A 13,982-nucleotide genomic window follows, 5' to 3' on the forward strand; every position below is an offset into this window, starting at 1 on the left:
GTCGTCGTCCGGTAAACCTTCTCTGAGCCTTCATCGACAGTCTGTCAGCTCGAACCTCCGCACACCCGGCGGCACCCCTATTACCCTCGGACCCGTCCGACCCGCGCACCACCCGAGGAGAACCAACATGAGCGAGCGACTGAAGCCCGGCGACACCGCTCCCGCCTTCACCCTTCCCGACGCCGACGGCAACGAGGTGTCGCTCGCGGACCACAAGGGCCGCAAGGTCATCGTGTACTTCTACCCGGCCGCCCTCACCCCCGGATGCACCAAGCAGGCCTGCGACTTCACGGACAACCTCGACCTCCTGGCCGGCGCCGGGTACGACGTCATCGGCGTCTCCCCCGACAAGCCGGAGAAGCTCGCGAAGTTCCGCGACACGGAGAACCTCAAGGTCACCCTGGTGGGCGACCCGGCCAAGGAAACTCTGGAGGCGTACGGTGCCTTCGGCGAGAAGAAGCTCTACGGCAAAGTGGTGACGGGCGTGATCCGTTCCACCGTCGTCGTCGACGAGGACGGCAAGGTCGAGCACGCGTTCTACAACGTGAAGGCGACCGGTCACGTGGCGAAGATCATCAGGGACCTGGGCATCTGACCCCCGCCCGCCTCTTCACACGATCTCGACGTGTACCGACACGCTCCCCGTCAAGAACACGTCGGCCCGAACACGTCGAGATCGCGTGAAGGGGACCGCGTCGGATCCCGCACCGGCCCTCGGCATCGGTTGCGACCGCCCTGACCGCACAGAAGCCTTTCCTCGAACGCACTCCGAGGAAAGGACCCGTCCATGGCGGCCCCCGACCCCCAGCAGGCGGCCGACCCCGCAGCGGTCAGACGCCACCCCACCCTCTTCCGGGCCGTCCGGAAGCGGCGGAACCCTCGGCTGCGCCGGACGGACATCACGGTCACGGACGACGCCGCGGTCAAGCGGGCCGTGAAGGCCGCCTCGCTGGGCAACGCCATGGAGTGGTTCGACTTCGGGATCTACTCCTACCTGGCCGTGACGATCGGGCACGTGTTCTTCCCGTCCGGGAACGACACCACCCAGCTCCTCTCCTCCTTCGCGACCTTCGCGGTGGCCTTCCTCGTACGGCCGCTGGGCGGCATGTTCTTCGGCCCGATGGGCGACAAGGTCGGCCGCAAGAAGGTCCTCGCGCTGACGATGATCCTGATGGCGATCGGCACGTTCGCGATCGGCCTGATCCCCTCGCACGACACGATCGGCGTCTGGGCCGCGGTCCTGCTGATCTTCTTCCGGATGCTCCAGGGCTTCTCGACGGGCGGCGAGTACGGCGGCGCCTCGACGTTCATCGCCGAGTACGCCCCCGACAAGCGGCGCGGCTTCTTCGGCAGCTTCCTGGAGTTCGGCACCCTGGCCGGCTACGTCGGCGCGGCGGGCCTCGTAACGGCCCTGTACGCCCTGCTGACCGACGCGCAGATGGAGGCCTGGGGGTGGAGGATCCCGTTCCTCGTCGCGGGCCCGCTGGGCCTGGTCGGCCTCTACCTGCGACTGCGCCTGGACGAGACCCCGGCGTTCCAGAAGCTGGAGGGCGGGACCGCGCACGCGAGCGAGGCGGCGGACGGCGTCGAGTCCACGGCCAAGGGCGATCTCGCGAAGATCTTCCGGCAGTACTGGCGGACGCTGATCCTCTGCATCTGCCTGGTCGGCGCGTACAACATCACCGACTACATGCTGTTGTCGTACATGCCGACGTACCTCTCCGACGAGCTCGGCTACAGCGAGACCCACGGCCTGCTGATCCTGCTGGCGGTGATGGTGCTGCTGATGACGGTCGTCAGCCAGATCGGCAGGGCCTCCGACCACTTCGGCCGCAAACCGCTGCTGATGACCGGGATGCTGGGCTTCCTCTTCCTCTCCCTCCCCGCGTTCCTCCTGATCCGGGTGGACGGCATCTTCCCGATCACGGTCGGCATGCTGCTGCTGGGCCTCTCCCTGGTCTGCATGCTCGGCACGATGTCGGCGGCGCTGCCGGCGCTGTTCCCGACGAACGTCCGCTACGGGTCGCTCTCGGTCGGCTACAACCTCTCCGCGTCGCTCTTCGGCGGCACGACCCCGCTGGTGATCACGGCCCTGATCAGCTGGACCGGCTCCAACCTGATGCCCGCGTACTACGCGATGGCGGCGGCCCTGGTCGGCGTGGTCGCGGTCGCCTGCATGGAGGAGACCGCCCAACAGCCCCTGATCGGCTCCCCGCCGTCGGTCGAGACGGAGGAGGAGGCGGCGGAACTGGTGCGGGCGCAGGCGCCGGAAGCGACGTTCTGATCCGCTCCCTTGCGGCCGTTCCCCGTTTCCACCGGATTCCGGGCGTGACTGTCCGATAAACGGTTCGTTACTCCGTACGAGGCTGCGAACGGGCGGCCGGAGACGGAGGGGGCGGGGGCATGGGGAACAGCCCGTACACGCGGGAGCGGCTGGCGGAGGCGGCCTCGTCGTCGCGGACGCTCTCGGAGGCGTTGGCGAAGCTCGGGGTGGATCCGAGGAGTCCGACGCGGCGGTATCTGCTCGACCGCATGCGAAAGCTCGGCGTGGACACCCACCACTTCGAAAGCGAAGGCGTGCGCTGGACGAAGGAAGTCCTTCAAGCGGCGGTCGCTTCCTCGACCAACATGTGCGAAGTGCTGCGGCGCCTCGGCCTTGAGGTGGTCGGAGGTCAGCACACCCACATCAGCCGCCGTGTGAAGGCTTTGGGGATCGACACATCGCACTTCTCGGCACCGCCGAGGACCGGCGACATCCGCCGTCGGCATCCGGAGGAACTGCTGGTCGACCAGGGCCAGAACCTCGCACGCCGCATACCCGGCGAGCGGCTCAAGCGGGCCATGATCGCTCTGGGCGCCGCGGAACGGTGCACCCTCTGCGGCACGGGCCGGATGTGGCGGGAGAGGCCTCTGCCACTTGAGGTCGATCACATCGACGGCAACTGGCGGAACAACCGGCCGGAGAACCTTCGGCTCCTCTGCCCCAACTGCCATTCGACGACCGACACGTACCGCGGCCGCGGCAAAGGGCTTCGCACCTCGGCACGGAGTGAAGCCCGGTGAGCGCCCGCAACGGCTACACACGAGAGCGGTTGGCCGAGGCAGCCCGTCGGTGCGCCGACATCCAGGAGGTCATCGCCTTTCTGGGCACCCGCCCCTATGGCAGGCTCAGCCGCTACCTGTTCGCCCGCTTCGAGTATTTCGGGATCGACGTGTCCCACTTCTCCCGCCGCGGCTACCACAGAGCCGGAGAACGTCCTTCGACCGCAGAACTCGCGGAAGCCGTCGCCGCTGCCGTTTCCATCGCCGACGTCCTCAGGCGGCTGGGCCGGGCGGACACCACAAGCCAACGACAGCACTTACGCACGTGGACAGCCGACGACGGACTCTCCACCGCGCATTTTCTGGGGCAGGGCCACCAGCGGGGGCAAGCCGGACCCACCCCGCTCAGGACCGCTGAACAGATCCTGGTGAAACACGAGGGCAACCACCGTACGAAGACGGTCCTGTTACGGCGGGCACTGCGGGAAGTCGGCCTCGCGGAGGAGTGCGCCGAGTGCGCAACCCCGGCCCTCTGGCTGGGCAAGCCCATGACACTGGAGGTGGACCACATCAACGGCGACTGGAGCGACGACCGCAGGGAGAATCTGCGGCTCCTGTGCCCGAACTGCCACGCGGTGACCCGCACCTGGTGCAGGGGTGGCAAGGTAGCTCCGGCCTGAGGATCCCTCCCTGATATCCAGCGCGCTTACTCCGCAGAGGGCAGTAAGCTGAGATCTGCTGCGCGGCCGTGGCCAAACTGGTATCGGCGGGTGTTTTAGGGGCATCTGGGAGAAATCCTGTGTGGGTTCGAATCCCACCGGCCGCACGCCCACGAGAAGGGGCCGTCCCGAGCGGGACGGCCCCTTCTACGCTTCACCCCACCAGCTCCCGCACCACCGGCACCAACGCCCGGAACGCCTTCCCCCGGTGGCTGATCGCGTTCTTCTCCGCCGGGGACAGCTCCGCGCATGTGCGGGTCTCCCCCTCCGGCTGGAGGATCGGGTCGTAGCCGAAGCCGTATCCGCCCGACGGGGTGTGGCGCAGGGTGCCGTTCAGGCGGCCCTCGACCACGCGTTCCGTGCCGTCGGGGAGGGCCAGGGCCGCGGCGCAGGCGAAGTGCGCCCCGCGGTGTGCGTCGGCGATGTCGCCGAGCTGGGCCAGGAGCAGGTTCAGGTTGGCCCTGTCGTCGCCGTGGGTGCCGGACCAGCGGGCCGAGAAGATGCCGGGGGCGCCGCCGAGGACGTCCACGCAGAGGCCGGAGTCGTCGGCGATCGCCGGGAGGCCGGTGGCGCGGGCCAGGGCGTGGGCCTTGAGGAGTGCGTTCTCGGCGAAGGTGACGCCGGTTTCCTTGACGTCGGGGATGTCGGGGTACGCGTCCGCGCCGACGAGGTCGAGTTCGAGTCCCGCGTCGGCGAGGATGGCGCGGAGTTCGGTGATTTTCCCGGCGTTGCGGGTGGCGAGGATCAGGCGCTTCATGGGGCGATTATCGCCCCGGGGGGTGGGGCGGGGCGGCCCAGCCCCCGGCCCGCCCCACACCCGCGTGCTACGCGCTGCAGACCTTGCCGATCTCCGTCGCCGCGTCCGTCACCGGGGTGATGTCGGGGGTGGCGTCGCCGTTCTCGATGGATTCGCGGACGTCGGTGACGCCCGCCTGGAGGTCGTCGACGGCCTTGGAGAGGTCGGCGTCGTCCGTGGTGTCGTCGAGCTTCTTCAGCTCGCGATCGATGTCGTCCAGGGACTCGGAGGCCTGGGTGACGTCCTCGGAGGCGTTGGAGACGGCCTGCTGGAGGTTGCCGACGCTGGTGGCTATGGCGTCGGCGGTGCGGACGCAGTCGAGCGCCTTGTCGAGGCCGGCGCAGCCTGCGGTCGTGGTCAGTGTCAGCAGGGTGGCGGCGGTGGCGAGTACGAGGCGTTGGTGGCGGCGCGAGGCCATGGTGCGGTCCCTCCCCGGGAGTTGTTACGTGGACGGGCGCACGGTTCGACCCGTGCGCCCGTATCCGTAGCGACGCTCTGTGGTGCGTATGCGGTTGCTTCTTCGCCCACGGAGAGCGGGTTGTTACGCGTCCCGGGTGCTCGCGAGCGCGTCGCGCTGGAGTGCGGCGAGGTCGACGCAGCCGGCGGTGGCGAGGTCGAGGAGGGAGCCGAGTTCCTTGCGGTCGAAGGGCGCGCCCTCGGCGGTGCCCTGGACTTCGACGAAGCGGCCGTCGCCGGTGCAGACGACGTTCATGTCGGTCTCGGCGCGGACGTCCTCCTCGTAGCAGAGGTCGAGGAGCGGGGTGCCGTCGACGATGCCGACGCTGATGGCGGCGACGGTGTCTGTGAGCGGCTTGCGGCCGGCCTTGACGATCTTCTTGCCCTGGGCCCAGGTGACGGCGTCGGCGAGGGCGACGTAGGCGCCGGTGATGGCGGCGGTGCGGGTGCCTCCGTCGGCCTGGAGGACGTCGCAGTCCAGGACGATGGTGTTCTCGCCGAGGGCCTTGTAGTCGATGACGGCGCGCAGGGAGCGGCCGATCAGGCGGCTGATCTCGTGGGTGCGTCCGCCGATCTTGCCGCGTACGGCTTCGCGGTCGCCGCGGGTGTTGGTGGAGCGGGGCAGCATGGAGTATTCGGCGGTGACCCAGCCTTCGCCGCTGCCTTTGCGCCAGCGCGGGACGCCTTCGGTGACGGAGGCGGTGCAGAAGACTTTGGTGTCGCCGAAGGAGATGAGGACTGAGCCTTCGGCGTGCTTGCTCCAGCCGCGTTCGATGGTGACGGGGCGGAGCTGTTCGGGGGTGCGGCCGTCGATGCGAGACATGGGGCCGACTTTATCCGCTGGCGGGGGTGGCTCCGTTCGGGTGCGGTGGGCGCTGCGGTGGAGTGCGTGCCCGGTGCGGTGGGCGCTGCGGTGGAGTGCGTGCCCGGAGCCGTCCGGGCATGGCAGGGCCCCGCCCACCGGTGGGGGACGGGGCCTGCGGGGTCCGGCGTGGGGTCAGCCGGTCACATCATGTCTTCGATGTCGGCGGCGATGGGGTCCGCGTCGGTGCCGATGACGACCTGGATCGCGGTGCCCATCTTGACGACGCCGTGGGCGCCGGCGGCCTTGAGGGCGGCTTCGTCGACCTTGCTGGGGTCGTGGACCTCGGTGCGGAGGCGGGTGATGCAGCCTTCGATCTCGTCGATGTTGTCGATACCGCCGAGCCCGGCGACGATCTTCTCAGCCTTGGTGGCCATGTCCTTCTCCCTGGTTTCGCGCGCAGACGGCCGCCCGCTGCGGTTCCGTTTCGTCACGGTAACGCACGGTTGGCCCAACTTCACGGGCGGGTAACCGGATGATCCCGAAAGATGACGATCACCGGCGCCCTGCCTTCGGACGGGCCCGGACCGTGACGCAACTGGTCTACACCAGTTTGCAACGACCGCCAAACGTGAAGTGTTCCGGGAGGACGCCCATGAGTTCGAGCGCCGCTGCGGCACCGCAGCAGAAATGGTGGAACGGACCGGTCCAGGGCCTGCAGAAGGTCGGGCGGAGCCTTCAGCTCCCGGTGGCCGTCCTCCCCGCCGCCGGTCTGCTCGTCAGCCTCGGCAATCTGTTCAGCTCCTATCTGGACGGCGCGTTCTGGGACAAGACCTCCAAGGTCCTGCTCAACGGCGGCACCGCGATCCTCGACGGCCAGCTCGGCCTGCCCCTGCTGTTCTGCATCGGCGTCGCCATCGGCTTCGCGAAGAAGGCGGACGGCTCCACCGCGCTGGCGGCCGTTGTCGGCTTCCTGGTCTACCGGGGGGTACTGGCCGCCTTCCCCATGGACGGCACCGTGACGGAGGCGCTGCCCGACGGCCAACCGCAGAACCCCGGGGTACTCGGCGGCATCCTGATCGGGCTGCTGACCGCGGTCGTCTGGCAGCGTTACCACCGCACCAAGCTGGTCGACTGGCTCGGGTTCTTCAACGGGCGGCGTCTGGTGCCGATCCTGATGGCGTTCCTCTGCGTGATCCTCGGTGTGCTGTTCGGGCTGTTGTGGCAGCCGGTGGGCGACGGGCTGACCTGGTTCTCCAAGCAGCTGATCGATCTCGGCTCCTGGGGTGCGGCGATCTTCGGCTTCGCGAACCGGCTGCTGATCCCGATCGGCATGCACCAGTTCCTGAACACGTTCTTCTGGTTCCAGGCGGGCGAGTTCACCGGGATGGACGGCCAGACCGTGCAGGGCGACATCTCCCGCTTCTTCGCCCAGGACCCCTCGGCCGGACAGTTCACCTCGGGCTTCTTCCCGATCATGATGTTCGGCCTGCCCGCCGCGGCCCTGGCCATCACCCACACCGCACGGCCGGAGCGCCGCAAGGAAGTGGGGGGTCTGATGGTGTCCGTGGCACTGACCTCGTTCGTGACGGGGGTGACCGAGCCGATCGAGTTCTCGTTCATGTTCGTCGCGCCGCTGCTGTACGGCGTGCACGCGGTGCTCACCGGGGCCTCGATGGGCATCACCTGGCTGCTGGGCGTGCATGCCGGGTTCAGCTTCTCGGCCGGGTTGATCGACTACGTCGTCAACTGGCATCTGGATACGAAACCCTGGCTGATCATCCCGATCGGCGTGTGCTTCGCGGTGATCTACTACGTGGTCTTCCGCTTCGCGATCACCAAGTTCGACCTCAAGACCCCCGGGCGCGAACCCGAGGAGATCGAGAAGGAGATCGAGAAGGACCTCACCAAGTAGCGGGGAACCGCAGGACAGCGGGTCTCCGGACCCGGCCGCACCAGGCAGGCGCAAGGCCCTCGGACCATCGGTCCGGGGGCCTTCGGCATGTCACCGAACGTACCGGATCCGCTACTGCGAATAAGTAGGGAATTGCAGGTTCCTTATCTAACCCTCACCGTGCTAAAACTGGTCTACACCACTGAGTGGTCCAGACCACGGCTGTCTGCCGCCGTCTGTCGAGTCGCTGCCTCCCCTCATCCATCACCTGGGCGGCACCGTGTCCCATGGAGGAAGTTGATGACCACGGCTGAGACCGCACCCGCGGCCGAGAAGAAGAAGGGCGCCGGCGCGATGGCCGTCATGCAGCGCATCGGCCGCAGCCTCATGCTGCCGGTCGCCGTGCTGCCGGCCGCCGCACTCCTGGTCCGCCTCGGCCATGAGGACATGCTGGGCCGCGATTCGTTCCCGGCCTTCATAACGAAGCTCGCCGGCTACATGGCCGCGGGCGGCGGCGCACTCCTCGACAACATGCCGCTGCTGTTCGCCGTCGGCATCGCGATCGGCTTCGCGAAGAAGTCGGACGGCTCCACCGCCCTGGCGGCCGTCACCGGTTATCTGGTCTTCCAGAAGGTGCTCGCCACCTTCACGGACGGGAACCTGCCGCAGGTCGCCGGCGTCGTCGACGGCAAGATCGTGATGAACGACGCCCCCGTCAACGCCGGTGTCCTCGGCGGTGTCGTGATGGGCATCGTCGTGGCCCTGCTCTACCAGAAGTTCTACCGGACGAAGCTGCCCGACTGGGCGGGCTTCTTCAGCGGCCGCCGTCTGGTCCCGATCCTCTCCGCCTTCGCGGGTCTGCTCATCGGTATCGTCTTCGGTCTGATCTGGCCGGTGCTCGGCGCCGGTCTGCACAACTTCGGCGACTGGCTGGTCGGCTCCGGCGCGGTCGGCGCGGGCATCTTCGGTGTCGCCAACCGTGCGCTGATCCCGGTCGGCATGCACCACCTGCTGAACTCCTTCCCTTGGTTCCAGGCGGGCGAGTACAACGGCGCCCACGGTGACATCGCCCGCTTCCTGGCCGGTGACCCCAACGCCGGGCAGTTCATGACCGGCTTCTTCCCGATCATGATGTTCGCCCTCCCGGCGGCCTGCCTCGCGATCGTGCACTGTGCCCGCCCCGAGCGCCGCAAGGTCGTCGGCGGCATGATGTTCTCCCTCGCGCTCACTTCGTTCGTCACCGGTGTGACCGAGCCGATCGAGTTCACGTTCATGTTCATCGCCCCGGTGCTGTACGCGATCCACGCGGTGCTGACCGGTGTGTCGATGGCCCTGACCTGGTCGCTCGGCATGAAGGACGGCTTCGGCTTCTCGGCCGGTCTGGTCGACTTCTGGCTGAACATCGGCATCGCGTCGAAGCCCTGGATGCTGGTCCTGGTCGGCCTCTGCTTCGCGGTGGTCTACTACGTGGTCTTCCGCTTCGCGATCATCAAGTTCAACCTCCCGACCCCGGGCCGGGAGTCGGACGAGGAGCTCGCCGAGCTGCAGAAGGCCGAGGCGAAGTAAGACCCACCCCCGATTGCCGGTGGGTCTAAGCCTCCGCCACGCCCGTAAAAGACGAAGCCCCCGCTTCCCGAAGATCTCTTTCGGGTCGGGGGCTTCGTCGTACCTGCCGTACGGTCACCTCACACCTGGCGTACGGGCATGGGCACGGGCAGGCGGTAGATCTGGCGGGAGCCGCCCTCCGGGCCCGGGTCGGCCGGCTCGGCGGGGCGGAAGCCGAGCCGCTCGTAGAAGACCCGGGCGCCGCTCGCCACGGCCCCGGGGTGGTCGGGGCCGAAGGTGACCACCTCGACGGTGCCGGGCCCGGCGACGTACCGGCGCATCGCCTCCGCCATCAGCAGGCGGCCCACACCCGCGCCCCGGCAGTGCTCGGAGGTGACGAGCCAGTGCACGTGGTACGTGGGCGGTTCGGCGCCGAACAGCAGGCCGCCGACGAGGCCGGACGCGCGCGCCGACCCGGCGGGCTCTGCGGACCCAGCGCGCTCCGTGGACTCGGCGACCAGCGCCGCCCCGTCACGGATGTGGGCGTTCACCGCACGGTGGAAGCCCGGCTCCCCGACCATCGGCCCGAACCAGTGCTCTACCTGGGACGCCAGGGCCAGGAAGCCGTCGAGATCGCCCTCCCGGGCGGATCTGATCGTGATCATCCCGGGAGTCCGGCAGAGCGGACCCCGGTTCGGCGGCCCGTTCTCAGCACTCGTACACCGCGCCCGGAGCCGCCAGTTCCACCGGGCCCGGGTAGACCGCACGGGCGTCGGCGGCGTTGCGGTCGGCGTCGGTCCACGGCGGGATGTGGGTGAGGACGAGCCGGCGCACTCCGGCGCGGGCCGCCGCCTCGCCGGCCTCGCGGCCGTTGAGGTGCAGATCGGGGATGTCCTCCTTGCCGTCGACGAACGACGCCTCGCAGAGGAACAGGTCCGCGTCCCGGGCCAGGTCCTCCAGCGCCTCGCAGGTCCCCGTGTCGCCGGAGTAGACGAGGGTGGAGCCGCCGTGCTCGATCCGGATGCCGAAGGTGTCGACGGGGTGGCAGAGCTTCTCCGTACGGACCGAGAAGGGGCCGATCCCGAAGGATTCCGACGTGAGGGTGTGGAAGTCGAAGACCTCGCTCATCGCCCGGTCGGAGGGGGTGTCGCCGTGGGCGGCGGTCAGGCGCCGCTCGGTGCCCTCGGGGCCGTAGACCGGGAGGGGGACGGGGCGGGCGCCGTCGTGCCGGTAGTAGCGCACGACGAAATACGCGCACATGTCGATGCAGTGGTCGGCATGCAGATGGCTGAGGAAGATCGCGTCGAGGTCGTAGAGACCGACGTGGCGCTGCAGCTCGCCGAGGGCTCCGTTGCCCATGTCGAGGAGCAGCCGGAAGCCGTCGGCCTCTACGAGGTAGCTCGAGCATGCCGAACCCGTGGACGGGAACGAGCCGGAGCAGCCGACGACGGTGAGCTTCATGGAGCGTGAACCTCCGAGACGTGGGAACGGGGAGGGTTCGTGCGATTCCGCCGGAGCTTCGTACGGTTCCTGCGGGACGGGTTTTGCGGTTCGTCGAGCGTAAGGCGCGAAACTCCACGTCGCTCCTCCGCTGCCCTCCGTTGTGGGGGAACTCACCTGCTCTGTCACCGGTTCGATGGAAGCGCGCCCACCGGTACGGTCGGTGGATGGACACGTTCTGGTGGGTGGCGCTGGTCGCCGTGGTTCTGCTCGCGCTCGTCGCCGCGGTGGTGGACGGGCGGGGGCGCTCGGACCGCGGGCCTCGTTCGCGGCGGCCCCGGCAGCCGGTGGGGTCGGCCCGGCCGCCGTCCCGGCCGTCGCGGCCCTCGTCCCGGCCTTCGGGTCCGGAAGGGCATGGCGACGGGCGTACGCCGCGGGCCGGTGAGGTGTGGTGGGCCGATGTGCCGTACGAGGACGGGCCCGGGTCGAAGGACCGGCCGTGTCTGGTGATCTCGGTACGGGGGCGGGGCCGGGGGCGCACGGCGCTGGTCGCCAAGATCACCAGCAAGCATCACGAGGAGCGGCCCGGGGTGATCGCGCTGCCCGCGGGGACGGTGGGGGATCAGCGGGGGCGGCAGAGTTTCCTGGAGACGGATGAGCTGCGGGAGGTGCGGGTCGCCGGGTTCCGGCGGCGGGTGGGGGCGGTGGATCCGGAGCTGTGGGAGCGTGTGCGGAAGCTGGGGGCGGGGTGAGGGGCGAGGCCCTGGTTTCGGGGCTCCGCCCCGGACCCCGCTCCTCAATCGCCGGAGGGGCTTGAAAGATGTCCTCAAGCGCCGGACGGGCTGGAGAGTGCGCCCGGACCAGCTGAAGGGACGCCGGACCGGCTGAAAGATGCCCTCACGCGCCGGACGGGCTGGGGTGCGCGCCCGGACGGGCTGGAGGATCAGGCCCAGAGCTGGCCCTGAAGCGTTTCGATCGCGGCTTCTGTCGTCTCGGCCGTGTAGACGCCCGTCGACAGGTACTTCCAGCCGCCGTCCGCGACGACGAAGACGATGTCGGCGCTCTCCCCCGCCTTGACCGCCTTGTTGCCCACGCCGATCGCCGCGTGGAGCGCGGCGCCGGTGGAGACGCCCGCGAAGATGCCCTCCTGCTGGAGGAGTTCGCGGGTGCGGGTGACCGCGTCGGCGGAGCCCACCGAGAAGCGGGTGGTGAGGACCGAGGCGTCGTAGAGCTCGGGGACGAAGCCCTCGTCGAGGTTGCGGAGGCCGTAGACGAGGTCGTCGTAGCGCGGTTCGGCGGCGACGATCCGGATGCCGGGGCGGTTCTCGCGGAGGTAGCGGCCGACGCCCATGAGGGTGCCGGTGGTGCCGAGGCCCGCCACGAAGTGGGTGATGGACGGGAGGTCGGTGAGGATCTCGGGTCCGGTGGTGGCGTAGTGGGCGCCCGCGTTGTCCGGGTTGCCGTACTGGTAGAGCATCACCCAGTCCGGGTGCTCGGCACTGAGTTCCTTCGCGACGCGGACGGCGGTGTTGGAGCCGCCCGCGGCCGGGGAGGAGATGATCTCGGCGCCCCACATGGCGAGCAGGTCGCGCCGCTCCTGCGAGGTGTTCTCCGGCATGACGCAGACGATGCGGTAGCCCTTGAGCTTGGCCGCCATGGCGAGCGAGATGCCGGTGTTGCCGCTGGTGGGCTCCAGGATGGTGCAGCCGGGTGTCAGCCGGCCGTCCTTCTCGGCCTGTTCGACCATGTGGAGCGCCGGGCGGTCCTTGATCGAGCCGGTGGGGTTGCGGTCCTCCAGCTTGGCCCAGATCCGGACGTCCTCGGACGGGGACAGCCGCGGGAGGCGGACGAGGGGGGTGTTCCCCACGGCCGCCAGCGGGGTGTCGTACCGCATCAGCGCATGCCGCCGGCGACGGCCGGGAGGATCGTGACGTTGTCGCCGTCGCTGAGCTTGGTGGTGATGCCGTCGAGGAAGCGGACGTCCTCGTCGTTGAGGTAGACGTTCACGAAGCGGCGGAGCTGTTCGCCGTCGACGATGCGCTCACGGATGCCGGTGTGGCGGCTCTCCAGGTCGGCGAAGAGGTCGGCGAGGGTGTCCCCGTTGCCCTCGACGGCCTTCGCGCCGTCGGTGTAGGTGCGGAGGATGGTCGGGATGCGGACCTCGATGGCCATGGCGTGGGCTCCTGTCGAATGCGGAGAGGTGGCGTGGGGCGCGCGTTTGTGCCCCCGCGCAGGGGGTGGTGCGTGTGGGTGGGCGCGCGGACCGCGGCTCAGGCCGGGCGGCTCACGGGCAGGCTGCGGGCGGGACAGATCGCGCTGGCGAGCCTGCACAGGTCGACGTGCAGCCGCGCGACGAGCAGCGTGCCCGGCGTCTTGTTGCTCACGTCATGGGGAACCATGCGGGCATCGTATCGATTCCCTGTGCGGAAACCCGAGGGGCATCCCACATCGCGGATGGTAAGCGACCGCTATGTGGACATGGTGGGGCGGGCGAGTCCTTCCGGGAGGTAGACGACGGTGGGTGCGCCGGTCTTCGGGTGGGTGCTGACCTCGGCGGCGACGCCGTACACCTCGCCCAGCAGCTCGGCCGTGAGGACCTCTTCCGGGGTGCCGGAGGCGACGACGCGGCCGTCCTTGAGGACGTAGATGCGGTCGCAGTAGTACGCGGCGAGGTTGAGGTCGTGCAGGGCGAGGAGGTTGGTGGTGCCGAGGTCGCGGACCAGGGAGAGGATCTCCAGCTGGTAGCGGATGTCCAGGTGGTTGGTCGGCTCGTCCAGGACGACGAGTGAGGGCTGCTGGACCAGGGCGCGGGCGACCAGGGCGCGCTGGCGTTCGCCGCCGGAGAGGGAGGCGAACGTACGGGGTTCGAGTGCGGCGATGCCGACCCGGGCGAGGGCGCCGGTGACCAGGGCGGTGTCGGCGGCGGTGTCGGCCTCCCAGAACCGCTTGTGCGGGGCCCGGCCCATCGCGACGACCTGGCCGACGGTGAGCTCGAAACCGGCGTGGCCGTCCTGCGGGACGGTAGCGATGCGCTGGGCGCGGGCCTTCACGGGGAGGGCGGCGAGGTCGTCGCCGTCGAGGAGGACGCGGCCGTGGGTGGGGCGCAGGGTGCCGTAGACGCAGCGCAGGAGGGTGGTCTTGCCGCTGCCGTTGGGGCCGACGAGGCCGACGGTCTCGCCGTCGGCGGCGGTGAGGTCGACGGCGTCGACGAGATGGCGGCCCTCGTCGCCGATGCCGTACGAGAGGCCCTCGGTGCGCAGGGTGGTCACGGGCGGGCTCCTCGGGCGT

General features: G+C 69.4%; 17 protein-coding genes and 1 tRNA gene. 8 read left to right on the forward strand and 10 right to left on the reverse strand.

The features are described from left to right. Positions 1–127: 127 nt before the first annotated feature. The 5 genes from bcp (at position 128) to ACGF2Y_RS13335 (ending at position 3,868) form a co-directional block, all read left to right on the forward strand. Complete coding sequence (gene bcp / locus ACGF2Y_RS13315; RefSeq protein ID WP_392945971.1) at positions 128–595, forward strand: thioredoxin-dependent thiol peroxidase; 468 nt, start codon at positions 128–130, stop codon at positions 593–595. A 192-nt stretch (positions 596–787) separates the two neighbouring features. Beyond that, on the forward strand, positions 788–2,284 hold the full coding sequence (gene proP / locus ACGF2Y_RS13320; protein ID WP_392945973.1) for a glycine betaine/L-proline transporter ProP: 1,497 nt from the start codon (positions 788–790) through the stop codon (positions 2,282–2,284). Between the two features lie 119 nt (positions 2,285–2,403). After that, the gene (locus ACGF2Y_RS13325) at positions 2,404–3,063 is read left to right on the forward strand and encodes an HNH endonuclease signature motif containing protein (RefSeq protein ID WP_392945975.1); all 660 of its coding nucleotides are present in this window, start codon (positions 2,404–2,406) and stop codon (positions 3,061–3,063) included. Beyond that, positions 3,060–3,722, forward strand: coding sequence for an HNH endonuclease (locus ACGF2Y_RS13330; RefSeq protein ID WP_392945977.1), 663 nt, complete (start codon positions 3,060–3,062; stop codon positions 3,720–3,722). Before ACGF2Y_RS13325 ends, ACGF2Y_RS13330 begins: the two co-directional genes overlap by 4 nt. Before the next feature lie 62 nt (positions 3,723–3,784). After that, positions 3,785–3,868 (forward strand) — tRNA-Leu (locus ACGF2Y_RS13335). A 47-nt stretch (positions 3,869–3,915) separates the two neighbouring features. Here the strand turns inward: ACGF2Y_RS13335 and rdgB are convergent. The 4 genes from rdgB to ACGF2Y_RS13355 all read right to left on the reverse strand — a co-directional run bounded on the left by rdgB (position 3,916) and on the right by ACGF2Y_RS13355 (position 6,309). After that, positions 3,916–4,518 carry an RdgB/HAM1 family non-canonical purine NTP pyrophosphatase gene (rdgB, locus tag ACGF2Y_RS13340; protein ID WP_392945979.1) on the reverse strand — a complete coding sequence of 201 codons (603 nt, stop codon included), beginning with the start codon at positions 4,516–4,518 and terminating at the stop codon, positions 3,916–3,918. A gap of 67 nt (positions 4,519–4,585) precedes the next feature. Continuing rightward, positions 4,586–4,975, reverse strand: a complete 390-nt coding sequence (locus ACGF2Y_RS13345; protein WP_392945981.1) for a hypothetical protein — start codon at positions 4,973–4,975, stop codon at positions 4,586–4,588. 123 nt (positions 4,976–5,098) lie between these two features. Continuing rightward, positions 5,099–5,836 (reverse strand): ribonuclease PH, encoded by a 738-nt coding sequence (gene rph, locus ACGF2Y_RS13350; protein WP_392945983.1) that lies wholly within the window; start codon positions 5,834–5,836, stop codon positions 5,099–5,101. Between the two features lie 182 nt (positions 5,837–6,018). After that, a complete protein-coding gene (locus tag ACGF2Y_RS13355; RefSeq protein ID WP_392945985.1) occupies positions 6,019–6,309 on the reverse strand; it encodes a glucose PTS transporter subunit EIIB in 291 nt (96 codons plus the stop codon). 161 nt (positions 6,310–6,470) lie between these two features. On the opposite strand from ACGF2Y_RS13355, the gene ACGF2Y_RS13360 reads away from it, so the two are divergent. Next, positions 6,471–7,730 carry a PTS transporter subunit EIIC gene (locus ACGF2Y_RS13360; protein WP_392945987.1) on the forward strand — a complete coding sequence of 420 codons (1,260 nt, stop codon included), beginning with the start codon at positions 6,471–6,473 and terminating at the stop codon, positions 7,728–7,730. Positions 7,731–8,009: 279 nt separating this feature from the next. After that, the gene (locus tag ACGF2Y_RS13365; protein WP_392945989.1) at positions 8,010–9,275 is read left to right on the forward strand and encodes a PTS transporter subunit EIIC; all 1,266 of its coding nucleotides are present in this window, start codon (positions 8,010–8,012) and stop codon (positions 9,273–9,275) included. Positions 9,276–9,394: 119 nt separating this feature from the next. Here ACGF2Y_RS13365 and ACGF2Y_RS13370 read toward each other — a convergent pair whose 3' ends face one another. Continuing rightward, positions 9,395–9,919, reverse strand: a complete 525-nt coding sequence (locus ACGF2Y_RS13370; RefSeq protein WP_392945991.1) for a GNAT family N-acetyltransferase — start codon at positions 9,917–9,919, stop codon at positions 9,395–9,397. Between the two features lie 43 nt (positions 9,920–9,962). Beyond that, entirely contained in the window at positions 9,963–10,715 is a 753-nt protein-coding gene (locus ACGF2Y_RS13375) for an MBL fold metallo-hydrolase (RefSeq protein ID WP_392945993.1), read from the reverse strand. Between the two features lie 206 nt (positions 10,716–10,921). Here ACGF2Y_RS13375 and ACGF2Y_RS13380 point away from each other — a divergent pair, with 206 nt between their 5' ends. After that, entirely contained in the window at positions 10,922–11,446 is a 525-nt protein-coding gene (locus tag ACGF2Y_RS13380) for a type II toxin-antitoxin system PemK/MazF family toxin (RefSeq protein ID WP_392945995.1), read from the forward strand. 191 nt (positions 11,447–11,637) lie between these two features. On the opposite strand, the gene ACGF2Y_RS13385 is transcribed toward ACGF2Y_RS13380, so the two are convergent. The 4 genes from ACGF2Y_RS13385 to ACGF2Y_RS13400 form a co-directional block, all read right to left on the reverse strand. Beyond that, a complete protein-coding gene (locus tag ACGF2Y_RS13385; RefSeq protein WP_392945997.1) occupies positions 11,638–12,588 on the reverse strand; it encodes a PLP-dependent cysteine synthase family protein in 951 nt (316 codons plus the stop codon). Further along, the gene (locus ACGF2Y_RS13390; protein WP_351096320.1) at positions 12,588–12,866 is read right to left on the reverse strand and encodes a MoaD/ThiS family protein; all 279 of its coding nucleotides are present in this window, start codon (positions 12,864–12,866) and stop codon (positions 12,588–12,590) included. The genes ACGF2Y_RS13385 and ACGF2Y_RS13390 overlap by 1 nt, the downstream gene beginning before the upstream one ends. A gap of 98 nt (positions 12,867–12,964) precedes the next feature. Further along, on the reverse strand, positions 12,965–13,093 hold the full coding sequence (locus ACGF2Y_RS13395) for a putative leader peptide (protein ID WP_018958487.1): 129 nt from the start codon (positions 13,091–13,093) through the stop codon (positions 12,965–12,967). A gap of 69 nt (positions 13,094–13,162) precedes the next feature. Further along, positions 13,163–13,963 carry an ABC transporter ATP-binding protein gene (locus tag ACGF2Y_RS13400; RefSeq protein ID WP_392945999.1) on the reverse strand — a complete coding sequence of 267 codons (801 nt, stop codon included), beginning with the start codon at positions 13,961–13,963 and terminating at the stop codon, positions 13,163–13,165. Positions 13,964–13,982 lie beyond the last annotated feature (19 nt).

Origin of the sequence: Streptomyces sp. NPDC048142 (genome assembly GCF_043202835.1) — a bacterium.
Classification (GTDB): domain Bacteria; phylum Actinomycetota; class Actinomycetes; order Streptomycetales; family Streptomycetaceae; genus Streptomyces.

What these genes read in the sequence shown, in the direction of transcription:
- proP (WP_392945973.1), top strand. Translation starts at nt 788, where the DNA reads ATGGCGGCCCCCGACCCCCAGCAGGCGGCCGACCCCGCAGCGGTCAGA.
- ACGF2Y_RS13375 (WP_392945993.1), bottom strand. Translation starts at nt 10,715, where the DNA reads ATGAAGCTCACCGTCGTCGGCTGCTCCGGCTCGTTCCCGTCCACGGGT.
- ACGF2Y_RS13390 (WP_351096320.1), bottom strand. Translation starts at nt 12,866, where the DNA reads ATGGCCATCGAGGTCCGCATCCCGACCATCCTCCGCACCTACACCGAC.
- ACGF2Y_RS13380 (WP_392945995.1), top strand. Translation starts at nt 10,922, where the DNA reads ATGGACACGTTCTGGTGGGTGGCGCTGGTCGCCGTGGTTCTGCTCGCG.
- ACGF2Y_RS13345 (WP_392945981.1), bottom strand. Translation starts at nt 4,975, where the DNA reads ATGGCCTCGCGCCGCCACCAACGCCTCGTACTCGCCACCGCCGCCACC.
- ACGF2Y_RS13365 (WP_392945989.1), top strand. Translation starts at nt 8,010, where the DNA reads ATGACCACGGCTGAGACCGCACCCGCGGCCGAGAAGAAGAAGGGCGCC.
- bcp (WP_392945971.1), top strand. Translation starts at nt 128, where the DNA reads ATGAGCGAGCGACTGAAGCCCGGCGACACCGCTCCCGCCTTCACCCTT.
- ACGF2Y_RS13385 (WP_392945997.1), bottom strand. Translation starts at nt 12,588, where the DNA reads ATGCGGTACGACACCCCGCTGGCGGCCGTGGGGAACACCCCCCTCGTC.
- ACGF2Y_RS13360 (WP_392945987.1), top strand. Translation starts at nt 6,471, where the DNA reads ATGAGTTCGAGCGCCGCTGCGGCACCGCAGCAGAAATGGTGGAACGGA.
- ACGF2Y_RS13370 (WP_392945991.1), bottom strand. Translation starts at nt 9,919, where the DNA reads ATGATCACGATCAGATCCGCCCGGGAGGGCGATCTCGACGGCTTCCTG.
- rph (WP_392945983.1), bottom strand. Translation starts at nt 5,836, where the DNA reads ATGTCTCGCATCGACGGCCGCACCCCCGAACAGCTCCGCCCCGTCACC.
- ACGF2Y_RS13395 (WP_018958487.1), bottom strand. Translation starts at nt 13,093, where the DNA reads ATGGTTCCCCATGACGTGAGCAACAAGACGCCGGGCACGCTGCTCGTC.
- rdgB (WP_392945979.1), bottom strand. Translation starts at nt 4,518, where the DNA reads ATGAAGCGCCTGATCCTCGCCACCCGCAACGCCGGGAAAATCACCGAA.
- ACGF2Y_RS13325 (WP_392945975.1), top strand. Translation starts at nt 2,404, where the DNA reads ATGGGGAACAGCCCGTACACGCGGGAGCGGCTGGCGGAGGCGGCCTCG.